Source organism: Frankia sp. AiPs1 (genome assembly GCF_023716945.1).
Classification (GTDB): Bacteria; Actinomycetota; Actinomycetes; order Frankiales; family Frankiaceae; genus Frankia.
Window position 1 is genome coordinate 1 of sequence record NZ_JAMQQF010000016.1, and the last position, 22,337, is coordinate 22,337.

Here is a 22,337-nt window from a genome sequence, read left to right on the forward strand (position 1 = left end):
GGGCAGCGGTGACCGGGCCGACCCGGCGGTGGCCGGACCGGAGCCGGCGACCGGGCCCGGCGGCACCCTGGTTCCTGCGGCCGGCATCTGGCGGACCGTCGCCACCACGCAGGACCTGCCGGAAGGCGGCGTGCGTGCCTTCGACACCGGGACCGTGGTCGGGTTCGTGCGACGGACCGGCGGGCGCGTCCGCGCGACGTCGGGCATCTGCACGCATCAGGGCTGCCGGCTGGCCCTGGACCCGGCGCAGCAGCGGCTGACCTGCCCCTGCCACCGCATGGCCTTCTCGCTGGCCGGCGAGGTCGTGAACTACAAGATCCGCACCCCGCCGCGTCCGCTGCCCAGCCTCACCGTTCGCGAGGTCGACGGCGTCGTGCAGGTCTACGTGCCACCCACTCCCACCTGAGCACCCCAGGCGTGACCGTGTGCGCGCTCATGATCTGGTCCCCTGGTCGCGCGCCAGGCCCGCCGGCAGCTCGGCGTGTTCGTACGTGCGCGTACTCTGTTCGTATGCGGAAGAAGGTCGTCACGATCGGGAACTCGGCGGGCATCACCATCAGCCCGGCCGAGCTGCGCGCTCTGGGTATCAGCCCCGGCGACACGGTCGAGGTCACCGTTCGCGCCGGGGTGCTCGAGGCTCGCGCCGTGAGCCGGTACGAGGACGCCTCCCTGCCCGAGCTGCTGGCCGTGATCAACGCGGCCCGGACCCGGCCGTGACCTGGACCAGGCAGGAGTTCCTGGCCGAGGCGGCCGGCTCGGGGGTCCTGTCGCCGGAGTACGCCGAGGATGTCCTGGTGCGCCTGGCGCACCACTCCGCGGCGATCGAGGGTAATACGCTCACCCTGGCTGACACCGTCACCCTGCTGGTCGACGAACGAGTACCCGTGGCCGGCACGCCGGTGCGCGAGCTGTACGAGATCGCCAATCACTACCAGGCGCTCGCCCGCATCCTGAGCGCCGTCGCCGACGGCGAACCACTGACCACCAGCCTCGTCCGGGACCTGCACGCCGCGCTGATGGACCACCTGACCCACGAGCGCGGCCACTACAAGACTTCCAGCAACATCGTGACCGGAGCGTCCTGGCAGCCCGCGCCACCCGCACACGTCCCCGAACTCATGCGCCAGTGGGTCGACCAGACCGAGTGGCAGACAGCCAACCTCGATAACGAGGCCCTGCTGGAGGCCATAGCCGCCGCGCACATCGCGTTCGAACGCATCCACCCGTTCTCGGACGGCAACGGCCGCACCGGCCGCGCGATCATCGCGTGGCAGACCATCCGCAGGTTCGGATTTCCCGCCATCGTCCAGGTCACCCAGCGACCCGCGTACATCACGATGCTCGACACCCAGGACACGCCCGCGCTGATCCGCCTCCTCGCGGTCGCGCTTGCCGACGAGGCGACCCGCCGCGCCGCGACGTAGCCGTGATCAGGACGCCGTCCCGGCCACGCCGCTGTCCTGATCATCAGCGTGGGGGTGAGCCAGCCCCGTTCGCTACTGGTGGAGGCGGACGACGAGTTCGACGCGCCGGTTGAAGCGTTGGCCCTCGGGGTCGGGGGAGCCGTCCGGGTTGGCCTCCTCGGCCAGGGGGCGGGTGCTGCCGAGGCCGACGGAGGTGACCGAGGCCGCCCGGATCCCATGATCGACGAGGTAGCGCCGGACGGTGTCGGCCCGTCGTTGCGAGAGGGTCTGGTTGGCGGCGGGCGATCCGGTCGCGTCGGTGTGGCCGCGTACCTGGATGTCGCCGCCGGCGTAGTGGGAGTTGAGCAGCCTGATGGTCGCGTCCAGCGTGTCGGTGCTGCCGATGGTGAAGCTGCCGGTGTCGAACAGGGCGTCACTGTTGAAGATCAGGATGACGGCTTCGCGGCCCGCGGCGTCGGTGGCGGCGAGGTTCTCGCCGGAGATGCCGGTGAGATCGACGTCGTCGGGCCCGGGTAGCCGGTAGAGCGAGTTCGCCACCAGCCTCGTCCCGTCCTCCGGGGTGTGCGCGTACTGGCCGTAGTCCCCGCAGGGCAGCCGTAGCACCAGCCCGGCGCCGAAGTCCTGGGTGCCGCACGTGGGGTCGGGTGTGCCGTCGCCGGTGTAGTCATGCAGACCGGGCCGGGCTCCCGGCGGCAACGCCGACGCGGACGGATCCGCCGGCGGCGTACTCGCCGCCGGCGCCGGCTCGGCTTTCGCCGCGGCACGCGGTGTGCGCGGGGCCGCGGACGCGTCCCCGCCCGAGCCCGAGGAACCTCCGCAGCCACCGGCGAACAGCACCCCGGCCGCCGCGACCGCCGCCAGCAACGGAACCGCGAATCTGCGCTCCACACCGCCCCCCAAGAGCCTCGATGGGCGGGACGTTACGCGTGGCTGGTCCCCGACGGTCACTGCTGCCGGATAGCTGACAGGGCGCCCGGCACGGCGGACACGGCGGATACGGCGGACACGGCCGACCGCCGGCCAGGTGGTCCGTTACCGCCGGCGGTCGTGCCGAAGCGGCTATGCGTCGTCGCCGGGCGCGGTGTCCCAGCCCGCCAGGACGGCGTCCGGCTCCGAGAAGGTGGCGAAGTCGGTGGTCGCGCGGAAGGCGGGGAGCTGGTAAAGGGCGCGGGCGTAGGTCCACAGGTGCGGGTAGTCCGACAGCGGCGGCAGGGTCGCCAGGTCACCGCGGCGGCCGCGGTAGCGGACCAGGGAGACCCACAGGCGCACGTCGGCCTCTGTCAGTTTGCCGCCCGCCAGGTACCGGGTGTCGGCGAGCCGGGTGTCGAGCCTCGCGAACGCGTCGAGCAGCGTCGCGCGGACGGCGTCATCGTGCGCCGCCCGGTGCGCCCCGTGGTTCACCGCCGGGCCGATCCAGGAGTCGAGCTCGGCGATCTCGGCGCGCAGGTGCTCGGGGTAGGTGTCGGTGCCGTTCGACCAGCGGCCGAACTGGGTGGCCAGGTCGATGCCCAGGCTGGTGAAGTCGTTGGACACGACCTGACCGGTCTGGCGGTCCCACAGCGTCGGGACGGAGACGTGGCCGTCGAAGCCCGGTTCGGTGCGCTCGTAGGCGTCGCGCAGCAGGGTGAAGCCGTTGATCGGGTCCGGGCCGTAGCTCTCGCGGAACCCCCAACCGCGGGCGTCGCGGGTGCCGTCGACGTAGGAGACGCTGATGACGTCCTCAAGCCCGTGGAGCGCGCGTTCGAGCAGCACACGGTGCGCCCAGGGGCAGAACCAGCCGGAGTAGATGTGGTAGCGGCCCGGCTCGGCCAGGAATCCGCTCGACCCGTCCGCGGTGATCCTCCCGGCGAACCGGTAGAGCGGCCGGGTGTCCGCGGGGTCCCGTCTGATCGTGTACTCGCCGTACGTCGCCACATCGGTCGGGCTGGCATACACCGGTCTGGTGTTCGCGGAGACGGCGGCGGCCTGGGACACGAGCGTCCTCCTCGGGGCGCTGGTGAAGCGGCCACGCCGATCGCGGCCCGTGTCTTCCAAGGCCGGCGACCTCCGCGCTATTCCGGCAGCGGACCTGGCCGGCGGCTCACGGGACGACGCGGGCCGCGTCGGCGGGGACGACGCGGAACTTGCCACCCACGATTCTTCCGTACATCTCCGCCGACATCGGCCCGGGAAACGTGGCTCCGACCGATGTGGGTGAACCGTCGTCGTCGACGAAGACGACCGCGTAGGACTCCGGCGCGGAGCATCTGCCGCAGACAGGGGACTCGGTGCGGGTCCAGGTTGCGTCGGGTCGCGCGGGACGGCGGGGCACTGTCACACCGTCTCCGCTCCGCTCCGAAGCGGGGCGGACCGCGCCCGCGTTGGTGCATCCGCGAAAAGGTAAACCAATGTGCCCTTGCCGAAGAAATGGAATGCCATCGTGCCGACATCGGTGAGCCGGAACGTTCTCGCCATGCTCCCCTCCTTGTCCGTCGGAGTGCTGGTTACGGCTGGCACCCGCCTGGGTGCACATACGACGCTCGCGGATGGCGGGCCGCTTGGCGAGGGTGTGAGAGCGGTCATACTGGGTGGGGAAAGGTCGGTGCGGCGGCCTCGTGCAGGTGGGCCACCCGTGGCGCGGGGGAGACCTGGTTACGTGCGATGATCAGTTGACGAGCAGTTGACGAGCAGTCGACGTCCGGCCGGCCTGGCAGCCCGCGCGCTCGCTCGGGGTGTGACAACAAGCAGACCAGGTGACATCGTCCGGCGACGATCCACAACCGAGGACTCCGGGTAGACGATGTGATGGACATGCAACCCCGCCTTGCCACCCTCCTGGCGAGCATCGTCGGGCTGAGGAAGGCGGCCGGGCTGAGCCAGGCCCAGCTCGCCAGTCGGGTCCGGTACCAGCCCAGCTACCTGTCCAAGGCCGAGCGCGGCCTGCTCGGCGTGCCGTCCCAGTCGCTCATCAGCGCGATCGACGCCGAGCTGAATGCCGGCGGTCGGCTGGTCGAGCTGCGGCGGCACGCCTGGTTGGAGGACAAGGGGAGCCAGGAAGGCATCATCTGGCCGCGCGCACTGGAGGAGGTGGACACCACGGATCGTCGACAGCTCATGGTGGGGGGAAGCGCCGCCGCCGTCGGTCCCGTCGCAAGCCCACAACCGCCCGCGCCCGGACCCGGACCCGGACCCGGAACCGCGCCGTCGGCGCCGCCGTCGCCGAGCGGCGCCGGCGGTCGGGCCGGTGGCGGCATCGACCTGTCCGGGCGCTGGTGGACGGCCTGGCAGACGTTCCGGGACGGCGAGGAGATGCATTCCGCGCAGGAGGCGAGCCTGGAGCAGTCCGGCGCGAAGATTCACATTGAGGCGATCACTCGCGGCCTGTCCACCGAGCTGGGCGGATATCTCTGGTGGGGCGAACTCCAGATTTTCGACGAAGAGATCATCATGGGCTGGTACGTCAGTTCGGAGGGTCCGGTTCGCTCGAAGGGGTCGCTGTTCCTCTCGCTGAATCCGCACGGCGACCGCCTCACCGGGCGGTGGGTCGGGCTGAGCTACGACGGCATGTTCATCGAGGGCTGGGGCGCGGTGGCCCGGGACGAGCAGACCGCGCTCGCCCTCATCGAGCGGCTCAAGAAGCAGTATCCAAAGGTCGCCTGAGTCCCGGCGTTCGTGTACGGGTGGTCCGGGTGCCGCCGGGCGGTCGGCGTTTCACCCGGTGAAGAAACTCTGGTGGCGCCGAGCCTCGGCGTCGACGAATTCCGCCATGCTGCTGCGTTCGGCCAGCAGGAGGTTGGCCTTCATTCCGCGTACCGATCTCAACGGGCGCGATCCCAGCTCGGTGACCATCGCGGCGACCTCGGCCTCGAACCGGTCGTCGGGAAACACCCGGGCCACCAGCCCGATCCGCCGGGCGTCGTCCGCGGTGAGTTTTGCCGGCAGGAAGCAGAGGTCACGGGCCACGGCCCCGCCGAGCGCGCGGGCCAGCGTCCACGGCAGGCCGAGCTCGCTGGTGAGACCGAGCTGGGGAAACGCGACGGAGAAACGGGCCCGGGCGGCGGCGACCCGCAGATCGCACGCCGCCGCCCAGGCGAACCCGGCGCCCGCGCATCCGCCGTTGACCGCGGCGATGGTGAGCTGCGGCATCTCGTGCAGCAGGGTCGCCGACTGGTAGGCCGCCACCGGCGGGAGGTCGGGGGCGCGGTCGCGATCGGTGAGCACCGCCGTCAGATCCGCCCCCGGGCAGAACGTCCGGCCGGCGCCGGTGAGGACGACGACGGAGAGCGTGTCGTCCCGGGCCAGGTCCGTGAGCACGGCGTGCATCTCGATCATCATGGTCGTGGTGACGGTGTTGTGCGCAACCGGGCGGTCGAACCGGACCCAGGCGAGCGGCGCACTGACGCGTACGTCCAGCGTGGTCCAGGGCCCCTGCGCCGGGTGCTGCGATGGCTCGGTGGTCATCATCCGTCCAGTCTTCTCGCCTGGGCACCCCCGCGCGGATCCCGCCCCTGGTCGAGTGCCGCTCATGCGCCGCTCATGCGCCGCACAGGCGGCGCAGGCGGCGGGAGTCGTCGACGGCGTAGCCGTGGCCGTCGTTGTTGAAGTAGGCGTAGACGTCCAGGCCGCTGCCCGCCCATTCGTCGATGCGGGCGGCCCACCAGCGCAGCGCGTCATCGTCGTAGGAACCGGCGTAGAGGGTCGTGGGGTCGGGGCCGTGCAGGCGCACGTACACGAACGGCGCGGTGGCCCGTAGGACACATGGCAGGCCGGCACCGCTCATCACGCAGTAGGCCGCGCCGTACCGTTCGAGGATCCGGTAGACCGCCTCGTCGTGCCAGCTCGGATGGCGGAACTCGACCGCCACCCGCAGCCACGGTGGCACCCCGGCCAGGAAGTACTCCAGCCGGGCGTCGTCGCGGCCGCAGCGCCCGTCGAGCTGCACCAGAACGGCCGCTCGCCGGTCGGCGAGCTCATGCCAGGCACCCGCGATCCGACTGGTCCACGCCTCCGGTGCGTAGAGCCGCTTGGCGTGGGTCAACCCGCGGGACGCCTTCACCGACATCACGAAGCCCGGCGGTAGCCGGCGGCGCCAACCGGCGAACGTCGCGTCGCTCGGCCAGCGGTAGAAGCTGGCGTTCAGCTCGACCGTGTCGTACTCGGTCGCGTAGATCGCGAGTCGGCGCCCGGGCGGCGTCCCCGGCGGGTAGAGCACGCCGTCCCAGTGGCCGTAACTCCATCCCGAGGTGCCGATGTGGATCGCGATCGACGCTCACCCTCCTCCGGTCGATGTGCGCCGTGCCGCTCGCGCGGTCTCGGTCTCGGTCTCGGTCTCGGGGGCCGTCCTGTCTTCGTGGGTCGTCCCGTCGGTCGGAATTCGTCCAGCCGGCGACGCCATACCCGGCATCAGGCCGCTAACTCGGCGGTCGAGGCACGCCCGTGCGGCGACCGGCGACGTCCGGCGAGGACCCGCCAACCATCCCCGGGGTCGTCGGTGTTGACCCGACGGACCGGGGAAGGGCCAGGTGTCGAAGCGATCTGGAGCCGCCCCGGAGGAGGCAGACATGTCCGTCACGCCCTTCAAGGATTTTCCGTTGGCCGACCGCACGCGTGCCTGGAACGGCGCGGCGGCGGAGAAGCGGGTCCGGCGCTGGGCCCAGGCCCAGGAGACCCCCAACGGCAGATACCGTGAGGCGCACGTCTGGTACGACCGGGAGAAGAAGGACGAATTCACCGGTTACAAGCTGCTCATCGCCGACGTGATCGACGGCGAGCTGACGGTTGTTCCTCGCGGAGTGATGGCCGCGGCGGCGGTCATGCAGGGCTCGCGCGGCGGCGTGAATCTCCCCGCGGCCGACATCTCCCGGGCCAGGAACCACCTCGCCAAGTACTACAAGAAGATGGGCGACGACGCCCCCTGGGAAACGCGGTAGGCGGCCGGATCGTCGGAGCTCACCCCGAGGTCGGCCCGATCGACGGATCGACCGCCTGCAACAGATCCGATTCGAACGGTCAGGGTGTCCGGTCGCCCGCCGTGATCCGGGAAATGCGCAGGCGGACAGGGTTATCACGGATGGCACCAGGGCGAATACCGACATTCCGTATCGAGCGGGGTGTTTGGACCACACGATCGGCTTCGGCGCAAACTGGGTCCTGGCGGGGCATTCCGGAGCAGGCGAGGAGATCGGTGTGGACGGTGATCAGCCGGTGAGCGAGGGTCGACCCTCCGGTGTCCGGGCGGAGCGGGCGATCCGGGTCACCACGGTGGTGGCGGTGGCGACGGTGGCCGTGGTGGCGGCCTTCGTTTCCTACCGGCACATGCGCGGGGTCGCCATCGCGCACGGGGAGGATGCGATGACGGCGGCGGTGCTGCCGTTCAGCGTGGACGGGTTGATCGTGGCCGCGTCGATGGCGATGCTGGCGGACCGTCGCGCCGGGCGTAACCGGTCCTGGCTGTCCTATGTGCTGCTGGCGCTGGGGGCCTGCGCGTCCCTGCTCGCGAACGTGTTGCACGCAGAACCCACGTTCACCGCCCGGATCATCGCCGGCTGGCCGCCGCTGGCCCTGCTCGGTTCCTACGAGCTGCTCATGCGCCAGATCCATCCGGCCGGACGCCGGAGCGCCGGCGACCCGGTCACGACCGTCCTGCCGATCCCCCCGCAACGCGGCCCGACAGTCACCGCCGCCACTGCCGCTGCTACTGCCACCACTGCCGCCGCTACTGCGGCCGCCGTCGACTGGGCGGACATCGACCGGCCGGCTGTGGCGTCCCTGCCCGCCGGGCTGGACGACGTGGCGGACCGGGCCGCCGGGCTGGCCGCTGCGGTGGTCCCGGCCGCGAGGGTGGCGGACGTGGGGGTGGCGGACGTGGCCGCCGGCCTGGGCGCCGTGGGGGACCCGCCCGCCGACCTGGGCGCGGAGGTGGACCTGGCCGCCGGGCTGGACGGCGCGGCGGACCCGGCCGCGAAACGCGAGGCGATCGCGCGCACCCTCGACCAGACCGGCGGATCGGTCACCGAGACGGTCGCGGTGCTCGCCGCGCAGGGCATCACGGTCAGCAGGAGCTGGGTCTACCAGGTACGGAGGAACACCCCGCACGCCGACGTCAACACCGGCCCGTCCACCCGGCCCACGCACCGGCCATCCGTCCGCGAGCGGCGCCGCGGCATGGCTTCCGAGCGGACCCTCGTCCCCACCTCCGGCCAGTAGTCCGCACACGCAGTGCGGGCGCCGGCCAACGAGGTGCTCGCGCACGCCATCCGCTGATTGCGAGGGGGGACGCGGCCTACTCCCGCTCGACCCTGCGCAGTCCTTGCGCCGGCGTCCAGGACTCGATGACGAGCCTGGTGGCCTCGGCGTTGAGGTGGGTGAGGACGACCTCGGTGATGTCGGCGACGAACAGTTCCCCGTCGGGAGGGTCACCCGACTCGGCCGTGGTCACCGGGCCGGCGGGAACGGCCCGCCCGGCGATCTTCGCCTCGCCCGGCCAGTCGCCCTCTCTGCCCTCCTCGGGGTGGAAGGTCGGGCCGTGCAGCGCGAACCGGGGATCCCGACGCAGATCCGCGCCCTTGCGGGCACCGGTCATCGAACCGAAGCGGAGATTGCCGTCGGCGAACTCGCACTCGATGCCCGAGATACGCGGCGAGCAATCGGCGCGCAGCGTCGCGATGGTCTTGTGGCGACCGGCGTCGAACAGCCGCCGCACCCGCCCGGCAAACTCCGGTTCCGCCTGCTCGATCGCCTTCCACGCTGGCACGTCGCGGAGCATACCGGCAACGGCCGACCGGCCGATCCGAACACGGGGGCGCTGACTCCCGCCCTGCGTGGCGGCGCTCGGTTTGGGACCCTCGGTCGGGGTACGCCGGCAAAGATGATGACAGCATGGGAATCGACCGCCCGCCAGGTCGCCGATCGGGTCGCCGGGGTCGCGCGGCGGGAGGAAGCGGAGTATTCCGGCGGCGAGCCGCGTCCGCTCGGCGGCTACCTGGCGACGTTGGGGACCTATGGCGCCGTGTGCGCCTCGATGGTCGGGGTCGCCCGGCTCGTCGGGGCGGCGCCGCCGGAGCGGGTGAGCGCGGCCGACCTCGCGCTGGTCACCGTCGCCACCCACAAGCTCAGCCGGGTGCTGACCAAGGATCCGGTGACGAGTCCGTTGCGGGCGCCGTTCACCCGTTTCCGCGGCCAGTCGGGTCCGGCCGAGCTGGCCGAGGACGCGCGCGAGTCAAACGGGGCCCGGCACAGCCTCGGCGAGCTGCTCACCTGCCCGTTCTGCGCCGCGCAGTGGGTGGCCACCGGCTTCGTGTTCGGGCTGGTGGTCGCCCCCCGGTTCACCCGGCTGGCCGCCTCGGTGTTCACCGCCGTGGCCGGTTCCGACGCCCTCCAGTTCGCCTATGCCCGCCTGGAGCAGGCGGCCGATTAGCCCGCCTGGCGGAACCGGAACGCAGAAGATCTGAAATTGCGGCAGAGCGACCAGCGGGCGAACCTGGCCGGACGGGGCGCTAGATATCCCCGGTCAGGGTTCGCTCCGCCTGACTGCGCTCCACACAGAACTCGTTCCCTTCGATGTCGATCATAACGACCCAGCCCGTACCGTCCGGCTTGCGGAAGTCCGCGACAAGCTTGGCGCCGAGGCCCAACAGCCGCTCGACTTCTTCATCCCGAGCTCGGTCCTGTGGCTGAAGGTCCAGGTGCAGCCGATTCTTGAGTTTCTTGCCCTCGGGTACGGCGAGGAACAGCAGGCCTGGCCCGCTGCCCTCGCCGCTGTTCACGAGTACCTCCGGGACCTCGGGCCGGTCGTCCTCGTAGCGGACCCCGCCCAGGACTTCTGCTGCGCGCTGATCGCCGCCCGCCGGGTCGCGACACCGCCCCTCGGACTCGATGGTTCTTGAACTCGAGCCTCGGACTCGATGCCTTGGACTCGACGACGGCCTGCCAGCGGGTGCTGCCCGGGCCGTGTAACCACCCCGGCTATTGACAACCGCGACGACGGACGCGGTCCCCGAGCCGAACACGGTGGGCCCACGGCACTGGCCCGGCAGACGGGCCGGAAAGGCAGTTATCGATGTGGAGTTCTTTCGCGCTGCGCCGACCTCGGCGGCTGTTCGCGGTCGCCGTTCTGGCTGTGGCGATTCCCGGTCTTGCGGCCTGCGGCAGCGGGTCGGACGGGACCTCGCAGGCCGCGGCGCCGGCCTACGCTCCGAGCGCGACGGCGACCTCAGGGGCCGGGGCGTCAGGGGCTGGGGCGAACGGTGGCACGACGCCGGCCCCGATGCCGAGCATGTCTGGGATGCCCGGGATGGCGGCGGGCGCGCCGGGTGCAGCGGGTGGCGGTGGTGCGACGGCGGCCGGAAAGGCGGTGTCGACGGCCAGGGTCGCCATCCAGAACTTCGCGTTCTCGCCGGCGACCGTCACGGTGAAGGTCGGCACGACAGTCACCTGGACGAACCAGGATTCCGAGCCGCACACGGTGACCGCGAAGAGCGGCGCGGGCCCGGACTCACCGACCCTCGACCAGGGGGCGACCTACCAGTACACGTTCACCAAGGCCGGTCAGTACCCCTACCTGTGCACCATCCACCCCTTCATGCTCGGCACCGTGGTGGTCACCCCGTGACCGCCGGCGACGAGCGTGGCCCCGGCGGCCCCGGGCCCGGCGAGGCGGATCGACCGGGTGGCATGACCCGGCGCCAGCTTGCCCGCCACGGCGCGTGGTTCGGCGCGGCGGTGGCGCTCAGCGTCGTCGGCGGCGAGGTGATCAGCTCGGTCGTCGGCGGGACGACACCGAGTGCCGCGGCGGCCGACGACACCGTCACGTTGCGGTTCGTCCAGCTCAGCGACAGCCATCTGGGCTTCACCGGAACGGCGAACCCCGACGTCACGGGCTCGTTCTCCCGGGCGATCGACCAGGTCAACGCGCTGCCCTACCGGCCGGACTTCGTCATGCACACCGGCGATCTCACCCACCTGTCCACCGCCGCCCAGTTCGACCAGGTCAAGCAGATGCTCGGTGGCGTGCGCGCCGGCGGTGTGCACACCGTGCCCGGGGAGCACGACTCGGTCGGCGACCACGGCCGGGGCTACCTTGCGACCTTCGGCGCCGGCTCTGCCGGTGACGGCTGGTACAGCTTCGACATCAAGGGTGTCCACGTCATCGCGTTGGTCAACACCCTGAGCCTGGAGCAGCTCGGCCACCTCGGCCCGGCTCAGCTCGACTTCGTGCGCAGGGATGTGGCCGGGCTGTCCAGCGACACGCCGATCATCGTCTTCTCCCACATCCCGCTGTTCGCCATGTACCCGGCGTGGGGCTGGGGCACCGACGACGCCACGCAGGCCCTGAGCCACCTGCGGCGGTTCTCCTCGGTGACCTGCCTCAACGGCCACGTCCACCAGCTGTTCACGAAGACCGAGGGCACGGTGACCTTCCACAGCGCCACGACGACCGCCTACCCCCTGCCCCGGCCCGGGGTCGGCCCGGCACCGACGCCGCAGACCCTGCCCGCCGGCCGGCTGCGGGCGGCGCTCGGCATCCGCGAGGTCAGCCACGTCCAGGGCCGGACCGCCCTGGCGATCAAAGACAGCGTGCTCGCATGACCGCGTCGCGGATCGCCCAGGCGGCGGCGAAGGTCGTCGTGGCCGCCCTGCTGGCCTGGAGCGGCTACATCCACTACGACCTGTACGCCGACCACGGCTACCGCCACGTCCACACCATCGGCCCGGCGTTCCTCGTTCAGGCCGGGGGTTCGTTCGCCGTGGCGTTCCTGCTCGTGGTCAGCGTGGCGCTGCCCGGGTCGGTCCTGCTGTCGATCCTGGCCGCGGGCCTGTCCGGGGGCGCGCTGGTCGGTTTCGTGCTGTCCCGGACGACCGGCGTCGCCGGGTTCGAGGAACGCGGCTTCACGCCATCCCCGGACGCCGCGATCAGTGTGGCCGTGGAGATCGGGGTCCTGGTGGTGCTCGCCGCCGCGGCAGCGGTGAGCCGACGTTTCGGTGCCTCTCGGACGAACCTGCTCACCGGACGATCATCGCAGTCCCCGGCCGGGTAGGCGACGCTGTCCAGGTCAGCCGCGTGCCACGCCCCAGACGACCGACTTCGTCTGGAGGAACTCGTCGAGTCCGTGCTCGCCCCATTCGCGGCCCAGCCCGCTCTGCTTGTAGCCGCCGAAGGCGGTGTGCGGGCTGAGGCCACCGCCGCCACCGTTGATCGTGACGAAGCCGGCGCGGAGCTGTTTGGCGAGATCGTATGCGCGGATCGGATCCTTCGCCCAGGCGGCCGCGGCGAGCCCGTACGGACTGTCGTTGGCGATCCGGACGGCCTGGGCGTCGTCGTCGAACGGGATGATCACACCGACGGGGCCGAAGAACTCGGTGCGCGCGATGGTCATGGCGTTGTCGACCCCGGTGAACAGCGTCGGCTCGACGAAGTACCCCCGGTCGAGCCCGGCCGGCCGGCCACCGCCGAAGGCGATCCGGGCGCCCTCCTTCTCCCCGGTGCGGATGAGTTCCTCCACCTTGGCGCGCTGCGCGTCGCTGATGAGCGGGCCCATGGCGGTGTCTGCTTCGACGGGGTTGCCGACCTTGACCTGGGCCAGCGCGGCGGTGACCTTCTCGACGAGTTCGTCGTGCCGGGAGCGGTGCACGAGCGTGCGGGTGAGTAGCGAGCAGCCCTGCCCGGCGTGCAGGGTGATGCCGGTCAGCACGTCGACGATCGCGAGGTCGAGGTCGGCGTCGGCGCAGATGATGTTGGCCGACTTGCCGCCGAGCTCCAGCACGACCTTCTTCAGGGTCGGCGCGGCCTGGCTGTAGACCAGCCGGCCGACGGTGTCCGAGCCGGTGAAGCTGACGAGGTCGACCATCGGGTTGCTGGTCAGTTCCTGGCCGGCTTCGACATCGCCGGTGACGACGTTGAGCACGCCGGGGGGAAGCCCGGCCTCCTGCGCGATCTCGGCGATCAGGAAGGACTCGAGCGGGGTCGTGGGAGCGGGCTTCAACACGACGGTGCACCCGGCGGCGAGGGCGGGCGCAAGCTTCATCATGCTGAGGAAGAAGGGAAAGTTGTAGGCGGAGATCAGCCCGACGACGCCGAACGGTTCGCGGCGCAGCACACCCTGGCCGATGCCGGCGCCGACGAACGGCATGAGCGGCTTCTCCCAGCCGAAGGAGGGCATTACCCGCTCGGCCATGTCGCGCAGGTGCGCGACCGGGATGCCCACCTGGACGGATTCGGCGAGCCAGCGGACCGACCCCGCCTCGACGATGTTCAGGTTGACGATCTCGGCCAGCCGGCGTTCCATCACCGACGCCATGCGCAGCAGGATCCGGGCCCGCTCCCCGGGTGCCATCCGCGGCCATGGTCCGTCGTCGAAGGCCCGCCGGGCGGCCTCGATGGCGCGGGCCACGTCACCGCGCGTCGCCTGCGGCACCCGGCCGATGACCTCCTCGGTCGCCGGGTTCAGAACCTCGAGCTGCGTTGCGCCCGCACCGTCGGACCAGGTTCCGTCGATGTAGAGCCGGTAGGAGAAGTCGGTGGCCATGGTTCTCCCTTTCAACGATCGGTGCCGTGACGGCGGCGGGCCGGTTGACCGCCTCGTTGCCGAGACTGCGTCAGCCGGTGTCAGACGGCCCACCGCAGGGGCAGGGACTCCAGGCCCCACACCCCACCGCCGTGTTCGAGGGGAACCTCGGCGAGCTCGTAGTCGGGAATGAGGCGGTGCCATTCCTGCAACAGCACGGCGAGTTCCTGGCGAGCCAGGTGGGAACCGAGGCAGCGGTGGGGGCCGCCACCGAAGGAAAGATGACGGATCGTCGGGCGATCGAGATCGACCTGCTTGGCGTCGGGATAGGCCTGCTCGTCCCGGCCGGCCGCGGAGAGCGGGAAGGCCGCCATGTCTCCCTTCCTGATCGGACAGCCGTGGAACTGCGCGTCCCGGGTGGCCTTACGGGCCGTCTGCACGATCGGATATGCCCGGAGTAGTTCCTCCACGGCGTGCGGGATCAGCGCGGGCTCGGCGACGATCCGGGCCCGGTCGGCCGGGTGGGTGGCCAGGTGCAGGAGGGCGTAGGAGGACTGGCCGGCGACGGTGTCGAGGCCGGCCATGAACAGCAGCAGGAGGCAGTTGAGCACGTCCGCGTCGGTCACCGGCTCGCCGTCGATCTCCCAGGAGATCGCGGCGCTGACGACGTCCTGAGCGCGGGGGTCGGGGTTCGCCCGTCGCTCGGCGACGAGGCCGGCGAAGTAGGTCTGGACGGCCTGCATGCCCGCGAGTCGGACCGAGCCGGTGGGGTCGCTGTCGTTGTTCTCGTGCAGGATCATGTGCTCCCACTGCATGAACTCGCCGAGCTGTTCCCTCGGCATCCCCATGATCTCCAGAAAGATCGTGCTGGGAAACACCTGCGCGAAGTCACTCACGAAGTCGCAGTCGCCGCGTGCGCGCAGGCCCTCGATGAGCTCGACCGCGAGCCGGTGCTGGCCGGCCTTCATCGCCTTCGTTCGGCCAGGTGAGAAATACGATCCGAGCAGATGGCGCCACTTCGTGTGTTCCGGCGGGTCGAGCATGATCGGGATCCATCGATAAGGCGGATCCGGCTCGGTGGGGACGATCACCGAGTTCGACCAGAGGTCAGGCCGCTGGAGCCCGTCCAGGATCACGGCATGGTCGGTGAATATCCAGTACCCGCCCGCCTCGTCGGTCCGGACGGCGGGGCGGCCGGCCGCCTGATGGTCGTCCATGCGTTGGAACTGGGTCAGGGCCGGTGCGGGCGGCGGGCCGCTGACATAGTCCACGACCGGGCAGGTGCGGGCGACGGGTCCGACCTCGGCATGGGTATCGGGATAAGTAGCGGCATGGGTATCGGCATCGGTCATGCTCACTCCGTGGTGGTCGCGACGGGCGTTCTCGCACCCGCGTCGGTCAGCGGCGGCCAGGTGCGAAGGTGCAGGGCACCGGACGCATGGCGCATCACGTGGTCGTCCCGCATCACCCGGTTCCATAGGTATCGCGTGAAATCCTCATCGCTGACCTGCCGGGCGGCATTCGCCGCAGCGACCGCGTCCCGGCCCGCCTGCAGCGACGACGGTGGGTTTCCGAGCAGCAGAGCGATGTCGGAGCGCTCCAGCTCGTCGCACTCCCGGCCGCAGGCGTCCAGCTCCCGCAGATGACGGACCACCCGGGCTATCCCCTTCAGCCATTGCGACGCCAACGGGTCGGTGATCCGTGGCGTGATCGTGCGCAGCATGGCCAGCACATCTCCGTACAGGGGCTGCCAGCCGGGTGGATCCGCCGCCTGCGGCAGGACCGGCCTGGTGAGTTCGAGACCCATGACGGCGTTCAACGCCTCCAGCCACAGCCGGCGGTGGAGCTGGAGATAGAGCATGGTGTTGCCGACGTCCTTCTCGGCAGCCGACTTCTCGGCAGCCGACTTCTCGGCAGCCGACAGCTCGTCGTCCACCGCCGGGGCGCCGGGGCCTTCGTGGGGAGTGAGCGTTGCCATCGTCGTCTCCGCGAACACCCGGTAGTACAGGACTCGGTCGACGTCGATCGGGTGGCCGGAGAGCTTCTCGTATTCGGCGAGGCGGTCGGGCAGGTGGGTGAAGGTGTCCTGCACGGTTCGCAGGGACAACCAGGCGATGTCATCCATCGGATCCCCGAAATGGCAGAGTTCCCAGTCCAGCACGGCCGTGACCCGACCGTCCTGGTACAGGAAGTTCCCGGGCCCGGTATCGCCCTGGACCAGGACGACAGGGCCGTCGTAGTCGGGTACGTGGGCTTCCAGCCAGTCCGCCGACAGACGGACCAGGGGGTCGATCGACCCGTCCGCAGCGGTGGCGCGCCGGCGGATCGCCGCGATGCGCTCCAGGGCATGCTCCCGCGCCGACCGCACCGGCCCGAGCCCGGGTACGGTCAGGCGGGCCGGATCGAGACGATGGACGGTGGCCAGGCTCCTGATGAAGTCCCGCGCCACCCGGACCTGCTCGTCGGGGTCGCGGATGCGGTAGAACCACGTCTCTCCCGGCATCCGTTCGAGCAGGACCGCCTCGTGCGCGGGATGGACCGCGTACACGGCGGGAACCGCAATTCCGGCGCTGCCCAGGGCCTGCATCACCTCGGCCTCGGTGGCCAGCCGGTGAAAGGCGCTGCGGGCGGGCAGTGGCTGCGGGCTGTATCGCAGGAACAGCTTCCCGCCGTTCCCGCCGTTCCCGTCCTTCTCGCCGTGCCCGTCGACGTCGACGTCGACGTCGACGTCGACGTCGACGAACCAGCCCTGGCGGGTGCCACCGCCCGGTATTCTCGTCGCGCTCAGGACCGGATGTCCCACCGCCTTCTCGACCCATTCCAGGATGGCGGCGGGCAGGGTCAGGCTGCCCATCGGACGCTCCCGCGGCGAAGCAGTCGCCACTCGTCGATCGGCCAGACGTCCTGGTCCTCGCCGTGCAGGGGGCGGCCGTCAACATTCCACCGCAGTGCGGTGTTGATACAGACCGAGGTACCACCGGGAAGGATCATGCGGCTCGCGCCGTCGGCCCGGCCGACGGTGGCGCGACCCTGCTCGTCGACGACCTCGAGATCGACGCCGGTGATCCAGCCCTGCTCCGGATCGCGGTGCACCGTGCGACGGCCCTCGACGATCCGGGCGAGCCTGCCGTCGCGGCGGACGTAGCCGGAATGGACGCGTTCCGGGCCCGTGCCGCCCTGCTGAGCCGCCGGCGACGTGTACGTGAGCAGGCTCAGCCCGGGGGAGGCGGCCCAGGTGTAGCCGACACGTCGGTAGCCGCGCTCGGCCCGGGGCCCCCAGGAGCGGTCGCGCATGGCGTGACAGTCGACCTCGACCCGCTCACCGTCGAGCAGCAGGTGACCGGTGACGTGCCCGGTCTGGTCATAGTGCGAGGCCTTCGGGTACGGCGGCGCCCCCCGCCGCAGCGGCACCGGCGGTTCGAGCGCGTCGAAGCGCAGGTCGACCCGGCACCGGTTGCGGTCGTCATAACCGAGGCGGTAGGAGGTGGCGGGTTCGCGAACCTCCACCGTCATCCCGGTCGGAAACGTCAGGCGGCCCGGCGACGGCTGCCTCGGCGCTTTGAGGTGCGCGAACTGTTCGTAGAACGGAATGTCCCACGGCGCGCTACCGGCGGCGTCCCAGATCCAGCAGCCGCCCGCCGTTCCCCCGGCGTTGTGCTTGACCGACGCGTAGAGCCAGGCGCCCAGCGCCCGGTCCGGCACGAAGAACGAGAACCAGAATGTCTCGGTCTCATAATAGTCTGCCGATGGAGTATGGAGGTCGTCGTCGGCGGGAGTGAAGCAGCTCGGGTCATCGCCCACATCGGCTCCCTTCGTTGCGGGAGTGGAATCCGGATACCTGATCGACCGATGCCGCCGAGACTGCGTGCGTCGGCCGGCCCCGCGAGTTTCCGCCCACCCCAGCCCCGGATCAAGAGCCGTCCGGTTGACGCATCGTTTCCCGTTCGGGGACGATCCTCCAGGTGGGGATTGATCACTTAGAGGTGTTTGTCGCCCTCGCCGACGAGCTGCACTTCGGCCGGACCGCCGCTCGGCTGGGCCTGAGCACCTCCGGCGTCAGCAAGCGACTGCGGGAATTCGAGGCCAGCGTCGGTATCCGGCTGTTCGCGCGCACCAGCCGCCGCGTCGCCCTCACCCCCGAGGCGGGGCCCCTGCTCGACCAGGCGCGCCTCGTCCTCGCCAGCATCGAGACCTTCCGGGCCGTTGCCGCCGGCACGGCGAACGGCACCGCCGGCACCGTCGGTCTGCTCCACGCCAGCAACCACTTCGACGTCGTCTCGTCGCTCGTCCGGTCGCTTCGGTCCCGCCACCCCGACCTCAGGCTCGAGTACCGGGAGAAGCCGAACCAGAAGATCGCGGCATCGGTTCTTGCCGGGCGGAGCTCCCTCGGCATGTGCTGGGGGGAGCTGCCCGTGGGGCTCGACGCCTACCGTTTCGACGTCCTCATTCTCGACACGGTCTTCGTTTCCGCCGGCCATCCCCTCGCCCGCCGATCCGCGATCGACCTCGACGACCTCGACGGCGAGACCTTCATCCTGACCGGCCCGGATCCCGCCGCCCGCTGGCAGACCGCCGGAATCACCATCACTGTCACCCGCCCCCCCATCCACGGCCGCGACGAACTCGCCACCCGGGTCGAGACCGGCGAGGGCATTGCGCTGACCGCCTCCCGCGCGGTGCCGAGATACCGGCACCGGGCCGTCGTCGCGGTCCCGCTCGCGGACCCGGCCTCGTGGGTCCGCCTGGATCAGCTCCTGATCTGGCGCACGGGCGAGGACAGCCCCGCCGTTCGCCATGTCGTCGAGGCCGCGAAGAAACTGGTCCTCCCGACGGGGCCGCCCCGCGACGGGTAGGCCGGCAGCGATCGGCGCCCGGGTTGCGGTGCCGGAGCGCGTGAGCGGGAAGCAAGGCGATGTCAGCGCTTGACGAGCAGGTGCGCGGGTGGCGGGCCGAAGCGGCCGTGGAGGAAGTCGACGAGCGCTCGCAGGCGGCCTTCGAGATGCCAGTAGGGGCCGCGTCGGGCCGGTACGACGGCGCCCGAGGCGAGGTGCCACAGCGCGATGCAGAACCGGATGAACGCGTGGTAGCGGCCGGAGTGTTCCCGTACGAGCAGCAGGGTGTTGCGAAGCTGCAGGTAGTCGATCGCCGCGGAGGTCGAGCTGATGTGCGGATTGGTGACCATCGCGCCGCGCACGAGTCCGGATTCCCAGCCGGCGGACCTCGCCCGTAGCGCGAGGTCCGCCTCCTCGCAGTACGCGAAGTAGCGTTCGTCGAAGATCCCGACCTCGTCGAGGCAGGCGCGCCGGGCGAACATCAGGGTGCCGTGCGGGTGGCCGGCCGGCTCCCAGCCCTCGTCGACGCTCGCGGGCGCGAGAATCCCGCCGAAGTAGGGGTCGATGACCGGCGTCGCGCCGTCGCCAACGTCGGCACACGCCAGCCCCGCTCGTGGCTGCTGCGCCAGCACGCTCAGCATGTGACGCAGACAGGTGGGCTCGGGCAGCGCGTCGTGCGGTGCGAGTACCACCCATTCGCCCGCGTCCTCGTCGGCGAGGAACGCCCGAAAGCCGATGTTGGCCGCCGGCCCGAACCCCAGGTTGCCGCCGGCCAGCACGACCGCGACATCGGCGGCCTCGACCGGCGGCGGGACCGCCGATCCGTTGTCGACGACCGTGATCATGACGGGGACGTCCTGCGCGCGGAACGCGTCGATCGTGTCCACGAGCCGCGTCGGCTGGTCACGATGCACGATGACGACCGGGACAGGCTGGGCGACGGAGAGAGACGGGGCGACCGGGAGAGGCTGGGCGACCGGGAGAGACGGGGCGACCGAGGGCGGCCGGCCGCCTGGGAGAGGCTGCACGGACTCAGTGCTAACACCAGTGCCGCCGACACGCGCGGTACAGCCGCGGGCCGGGCACGGCGGCGGCCGCCCGGGGGGACCAGGCGGCCGCCGCCGTACCGGCGATGACGGTCAACAGCTGACGGTCAACAGCTGACGGTCAGGTGGAACGGCAGAACCGTCTTGGTGAGGTCGCTGGCTAGGCGCCGAACGGCTGGCGCTGCTGGCGGCCCCCCTGGTTGCCCTGCTGGCCGCCGCCGACGCCCGTCAACTGCCGCAGCCGGTTCTCGACGTACTGCTCACTGTGGTGCGTTCGGTCGGCAATCCGCGCGACGAGGTCATTGATGCCGGCTGCGGCGTCGAGATCCGCCGAGCTGACCTGATTGAACTGGTCGAGGATGCGGTAGCGCAGCTGGTGCCAGTTCTGGCGCAAATTCTGCTCTACCTGGCGGCGCTGCTCCTGCTGCTCCTGCTGGGTCACTTTGTGATCCCTTCTGGTCATTCCCTGAACGCGCTGAAGGTGCGGGAGGGACGGTACCTCAGCCGGCTCGGACAGCGCCAAACCGATATCGGAATTGAATGTTAAGAGCGTGTTGTGAACTCCATCGGAAAGCGACGCCTCCTACCAGATGCGGACCCGGTCGGCCGGGTCGAGCCACAGCCCGTCGCCGGGTGCGGTGGCGAAGACCTCGTGGAACTCGTCGAGGTTGCGGACGATGTTGGCGCGCAGCTCCGGCGGGCTGTGCGGGTCGGTGGTGAGGTACTGCCGCTCGAGCTCGAGCCGCCGCTTGGTGCGCCACACGTAGGCCCAGTTCATGAACAGCCGCCGCCGGTCGTCGGGCGACGCCTCGCCGCCCTGGGAGATGACGTAGGCCTGGTGCGCGATGGTCAGGCCGCCGAGATCGCCGATGTTCTCGCCGACGGTGAGTGCGCCGTTCACCTTTTCGCCCGGCAGGTTGCGCGACTCGAACGCGTTGTACTGCTCCACCAGCGTCTTCGACTTCACCTCGAAGGCGGCCTTGTCGGCCGGGGTCCACCAGTCGTTGAGGTTGCCGGCGCCGTCGTACTGCGCCCCCTGGTCGTCGAAGCCGTGACCGACCTCGTGACCGATGACCGCGCCGATGCCCCCGTAGTTCTCGGCCGGGTGGGCGTCGGGGCTGAAGAACGGCCGCTGCAGGATGCCCGCCGGGAAGCAGATCTCGTTGGTGCCGGGGTTGTAGTAGGCGTTGACGGTCTGCGGGAGCATGAACCACTCGTCGCGATCGACCGGTGAACCGATCTTGGCCAGGTCCCGGTCGGTTTCGAACGCGGCGGCGGCGCGGGCGTTGCCCATCAGGTCGCCGTGGCGGACGAGCAGCCCCGAGTAGTCGCGGAACTCGTCGGGGTAGCCGATCTTCGGCCGGAACGTCGCGAGTTTGTCGTACGCCCGGAGCTTGGTCTCCTCGGTCATCCAGTCCAGCCGGGAGATCGACTCGCGGTAGGCCGCGAGCAGGTTCGCGACGAGGTCGTCCATCTGTGCCTTGGCCCGCGGCGGGAAATGGCGGGCGACGTACTCCCTGCCGACGGCCTCACCGACCGCCCCCTCGACGAAGCCCACCGCGCGCTTCCACCGGGCCCGCAGCTCGGGCGTGCCGCTGAGGGTGCGGCCGTAGAAGTCGAACGAAGCCTCGACGAACTCGTCGGGCAGGTACGCCGCGGCGGCCCGCAGCACGCGGCTGACCACCCAGTCGCGCCACACCTCGATCGGCGTGTCGGTCAGCACGGTCGACAGGTGCGCGAAGTACGACGGCTGGCGCACGCACGCCTCCGCCAGCGTCGCGTGCGGGCCGGTGAGCTGCCCGCCCAGACCGGTGACGTAGGCGTCCCAGGCGAAGGCCGGGCAGAGCGCCGTCAGCTCCTCGGCCGTCGTCAGGTTGTAGGTCTTCTGGACGTCGCGGGTCTCGGCCCGCTCCCAGTGGCCCTTCGCGAGCAGGGTTTCGAGGGCGAGGATCCGCTGCGCGGCGCCGGCGGGGTCGGGATGCTCGCCCAGTCCGAGCATGTGGGTCAGGTAGGCGACGTACTTCTCGCGCGTCGCGGCGAACCTCTCGTCGCGGTAGTACGACTCGTCGGGCAGGCCGAGGCCCCCCTGGCGCAGGTGGAACAGGTAGCGGTCGGAGTTGCGGTCGTCGGTGTCGACGTAGGAGCCGAACAACCCGGGGCCGCCGGCGCGTTCGAGCTCGCCGAGGAACGCGGCGAGGTCGCGGACGTTGCCCAGGCCACGCGCGGCGGCCAGCAGGGGCCGCACCGGATCCAGGCCGAGAGCCTCGATCGTTTCGCTGTCCAGGAACGAGTTGTACAGGTCGGCGATCTTCCTGGCCTCGACGCTCTGGGCGGCCGGGTCCTGCCCGGCCAGGTCGGTGATGATGTCGCGGACCTGCTGCTCGGCGACATCGGCGAGCTGCAGGAACGGGCCCCAGCTGGAGCGGTCGGACGGAATCTCCGTCTCGGCGAGCCACCGGCCGTTCACGTGGCCGAAGAGGTCGTCCTGCGGTCGGACGTCAGGGTCCATGCCCTCGCGGGCGTCGTCGAGGATGCTCACAGAACAGCAGTCTC

The 22,337-nt window shown here is 70.8% G+C and carries 26 protein-coding genes; 11 read left to right on the forward strand and 15 right to left on the reverse strand.

The genetic code is table 11. The features are described 5' to 3' along the window. The 3 genes from ND748_RS03800 to ND748_RS34460 form a co-directional block, all read left to right on the forward strand. Nucleotides 1–406, forward strand: a 406-nt coding sequence (locus ND748_RS03800) for a Rieske 2Fe-2S domain-containing protein (protein ID WP_251744024.1), incomplete at its 5' end; no start/stop codon positions are given. Nucleotides 407–510: 104 nt separating this feature from the next. Continuing rightward, nucleotides 511–717, forward strand: coding sequence for an AbrB/MazE/SpoVT family DNA-binding domain-containing protein (locus ND748_RS03805; RefSeq protein ID WP_251744025.1), 207 nt, complete (start codon nt 511–513; stop codon nt 715–717). Next, nucleotides 714–1,424, forward strand: a complete 711-nt coding sequence (locus tag ND748_RS34460; RefSeq protein WP_251744026.1) for a Fic family protein — start codon at nt 714–716, stop codon at nt 1,422–1,424. The genes ND748_RS03805 and ND748_RS34460 overlap by 4 nt, the downstream gene beginning before the upstream one ends. Before the next feature lie 72 nt (nt 1,425–1,496). Here the strand turns inward: ND748_RS34460 and ND748_RS03815 are convergent, their stop codons facing one another. The 4 genes from ND748_RS03815 to ND748_RS03830 all read right to left on the reverse strand — a co-directional run bounded on the left by ND748_RS03815 (nt 1,497) and on the right by ND748_RS03830 (nt 3,878). After that, nucleotides 1,497–2,312 carry an OmpA family protein gene (locus ND748_RS03815; RefSeq protein WP_251744027.1) on the reverse strand — a complete coding sequence of 272 codons (816 nt, stop codon included), beginning with the start codon at nt 2,310–2,312 and terminating at the stop codon, nt 1,497–1,499. Between the two features lie 171 nt (nt 2,313–2,483). Next, nucleotides 2,484–3,398: a glutathione S-transferase C-terminal domain-containing protein gene (locus tag ND748_RS03820; protein WP_251744028.1), complete on the reverse strand. Its 915-nt coding sequence runs from the start codon at nt 3,396–3,398 to the stop codon at nt 2,484–2,486. Between the two features lie 106 nt (nt 3,399–3,504). Further along, nucleotides 3,505–3,741, reverse strand: coding sequence for a hypothetical protein (locus ND748_RS03825; protein ID WP_251744029.1), 237 nt, complete (start codon nt 3,739–3,741; stop codon nt 3,505–3,507). Further along, nucleotides 3,738–3,878 (reverse strand): hypothetical protein, encoded by a 141-nt coding sequence (locus ND748_RS03830; protein WP_251744030.1) that lies wholly within the window; start codon nt 3,876–3,878, stop codon nt 3,738–3,740. The genes ND748_RS03825 and ND748_RS03830 overlap by 4 nt, the downstream gene beginning before the upstream one ends. A gap of 330 nt (nt 3,879–4,208) precedes the next feature. Here ND748_RS03830 and ND748_RS03835 point away from each other — a divergent pair, with 330 nt between their 5' ends. Further along, complete coding sequence (locus ND748_RS03835; RefSeq protein ID WP_251744032.1) at nt 4,209–5,063, forward strand: helix-turn-helix transcriptional regulator; 855 nt, start codon at nt 4,209–4,211, stop codon at nt 5,061–5,063. Between the two features lie 51 nt (nt 5,064–5,114). Here the strand turns inward: ND748_RS03835 and ND748_RS03840 are convergent, their stop codons facing one another. Next, nucleotides 5,115–5,864 carry an enoyl-CoA hydratase/isomerase family protein gene (locus ND748_RS03840; RefSeq protein ID WP_251744033.1) on the reverse strand — a complete coding sequence of 250 codons (750 nt, stop codon included), beginning with the start codon at nt 5,862–5,864 and terminating at the stop codon, nt 5,115–5,117. A 73-nt stretch (nt 5,865–5,937) separates the two neighbouring features. Continuing rightward, a complete protein-coding gene (locus tag ND748_RS03845; protein ID WP_251744034.1) occupies nt 5,938–6,615 on the reverse strand; it encodes a DUF72 domain-containing protein in 678 nt (225 codons plus the stop codon). Between the two features lie 349 nt (nt 6,616–6,964). On the opposite strand from ND748_RS03845, the gene ND748_RS03850 reads away from it, so the two are divergent. Continuing rightward, on the forward strand, nt 6,965–7,333 hold the full coding sequence (locus ND748_RS03850; protein ID WP_251744036.1) for a hypothetical protein: 369 nt from the start codon (nt 6,965–6,967) through the stop codon (nt 7,331–7,333). A 256-nt stretch (nt 7,334–7,589) separates the two neighbouring features. Continuing rightward, nucleotides 7,590–8,609, forward strand: a complete 1,020-nt coding sequence (locus ND748_RS03855; protein WP_251744037.1) for a DUF2637 domain-containing protein — start codon at nt 7,590–7,592, stop codon at nt 8,607–8,609. A gap of 76 nt (nt 8,610–8,685) precedes the next feature. Here the strand turns inward: ND748_RS03855 and ND748_RS03860 are convergent, their stop codons facing one another. After that, nucleotides 8,686–9,156, reverse strand: a complete 471-nt coding sequence (locus ND748_RS03860; protein ID WP_374215836.1) for a pyridoxamine 5'-phosphate oxidase family protein — start codon at nt 9,154–9,156, stop codon at nt 8,686–8,688. A 117-nt stretch (nt 9,157–9,273) separates the two neighbouring features. Here ND748_RS03860 and ND748_RS03865 point away from each other — a divergent pair, with 117 nt between their 5' ends. Next, nucleotides 9,274–9,819, forward strand: a complete 546-nt coding sequence (locus ND748_RS03865; protein WP_251744040.1) for a DUF1360 domain-containing protein — start codon at nt 9,274–9,276, stop codon at nt 9,817–9,819. A gap of 79 nt (nt 9,820–9,898) precedes the next feature. Here ND748_RS03865 and ND748_RS34465 read toward each other — a convergent pair whose 3' ends face one another. Next, the gene (locus ND748_RS34465; RefSeq protein ID WP_374215837.1) at nt 9,899–10,279 is read right to left on the reverse strand and encodes a VOC family protein; all 381 of its coding nucleotides are present in this window, start codon (nt 10,277–10,279) and stop codon (nt 9,899–9,901) included. A 389-nt stretch (nt 10,280–10,668) separates the two neighbouring features. Between ND748_RS34465 and ND748_RS03875 the strand changes: the two genes are divergently transcribed. The 3 genes from ND748_RS03875 to ND748_RS03885 all read left to right on the forward strand — a co-directional run bounded on the left by ND748_RS03875 (nt 10,669) and on the right by ND748_RS03885 (nt 12,439). After that, the gene (locus tag ND748_RS03875; RefSeq protein WP_251744042.1) at nt 10,669–11,013 is read left to right on the forward strand and encodes a plastocyanin/azurin family copper-binding protein; all 345 of its coding nucleotides are present in this window, start codon (nt 10,669–10,671) and stop codon (nt 11,011–11,013) included. 62 nt (nt 11,014–11,075) lie between these two features. Then, nucleotides 11,076–11,990 (forward strand): metallophosphoesterase, encoded by a 915-nt coding sequence (locus tag ND748_RS03880; RefSeq protein ID WP_285901566.1) that lies wholly within the window; start codon nt 11,076–11,078, stop codon nt 11,988–11,990. Next, nucleotides 11,987–12,439, forward strand: coding sequence for a hypothetical protein (locus ND748_RS03885; RefSeq protein ID WP_251744045.1), 453 nt, complete (start codon nt 11,987–11,989; stop codon nt 12,437–12,439). Before ND748_RS03880 ends, ND748_RS03885 begins: the two co-directional genes overlap by 4 nt. Before the next feature lie 15 nt (nt 12,440–12,454). On the opposite strand, the gene ND748_RS03890 is transcribed toward ND748_RS03885, so the two are convergent. The 4 genes from ND748_RS03890 to ND748_RS03905 all read right to left on the reverse strand — a co-directional run bounded on the left by ND748_RS03890 (nt 12,455) and on the right by ND748_RS03905 (nt 17,707). Next, nucleotides 12,455–13,927 (reverse strand): aldehyde dehydrogenase family protein, encoded by a 1,473-nt coding sequence (locus ND748_RS03890; RefSeq protein WP_251744048.1) that lies wholly within the window; start codon nt 13,925–13,927, stop codon nt 12,455–12,457. An 80-nt stretch (nt 13,928–14,007) separates the two neighbouring features. Further along, nucleotides 14,008–15,123: a cytochrome P450 gene (locus ND748_RS03895; RefSeq protein ID WP_374215838.1), complete on the reverse strand. Its 1,116-nt coding sequence runs from the start codon at nt 15,121–15,123 to the stop codon at nt 14,008–14,010. 137 nt (nt 15,124–15,260) lie between these two features. Then, nucleotides 15,261–16,760, reverse strand: a complete 1,500-nt coding sequence (locus tag ND748_RS03900; RefSeq protein ID WP_251744050.1) for a phosphotransferase family protein — start codon at nt 16,758–16,760, stop codon at nt 15,261–15,263. Beyond that, entirely contained in the window at nt 16,748–17,707 is a 960-nt protein-coding gene (locus ND748_RS03905; RefSeq protein WP_251744051.1) for a hypothetical protein, read from the reverse strand. The genes ND748_RS03900 and ND748_RS03905 overlap by 13 nt, the downstream gene beginning before the upstream one ends. Before the next feature lie 161 nt (nt 17,708–17,868). Here ND748_RS03905 and ND748_RS03910 point away from each other — a divergent pair, with 161 nt between their 5' ends. After that, a complete protein-coding gene (locus ND748_RS03910) occupies nt 17,869–18,759 on the forward strand; it encodes a LysR family transcriptional regulator (RefSeq protein WP_251744053.1) in 891 nt (296 codons plus the stop codon). A 62-nt stretch (nt 18,760–18,821) separates the two neighbouring features. Here ND748_RS03910 and ND748_RS03915 read toward each other — a convergent pair whose 3' ends face one another. The 3 genes from ND748_RS03915 to ND748_RS03925 form a co-directional block, all read right to left on the reverse strand. Then, entirely contained in the window at nt 18,822–19,655 is an 834-nt protein-coding gene (locus tag ND748_RS03915) for a glycosyltransferase family 2 protein (RefSeq protein WP_308205584.1), read from the reverse strand. A 289-nt stretch (nt 19,656–19,944) separates the two neighbouring features. Further along, nucleotides 19,945–20,226, reverse strand: a complete 282-nt coding sequence (locus ND748_RS03920) for a hypothetical protein (protein ID WP_251744055.1) — start codon at nt 20,224–20,226, stop codon at nt 19,945–19,947. Between the two features lie 141 nt (nt 20,227–20,367). Continuing rightward, entirely contained in the window at nt 20,368–22,323 is a 1,956-nt protein-coding gene (locus tag ND748_RS03925; RefSeq protein WP_308205583.1) for a M13-type metalloendopeptidase, read from the reverse strand. Nucleotides 22,324–22,337 lie beyond the last annotated feature (14 nt).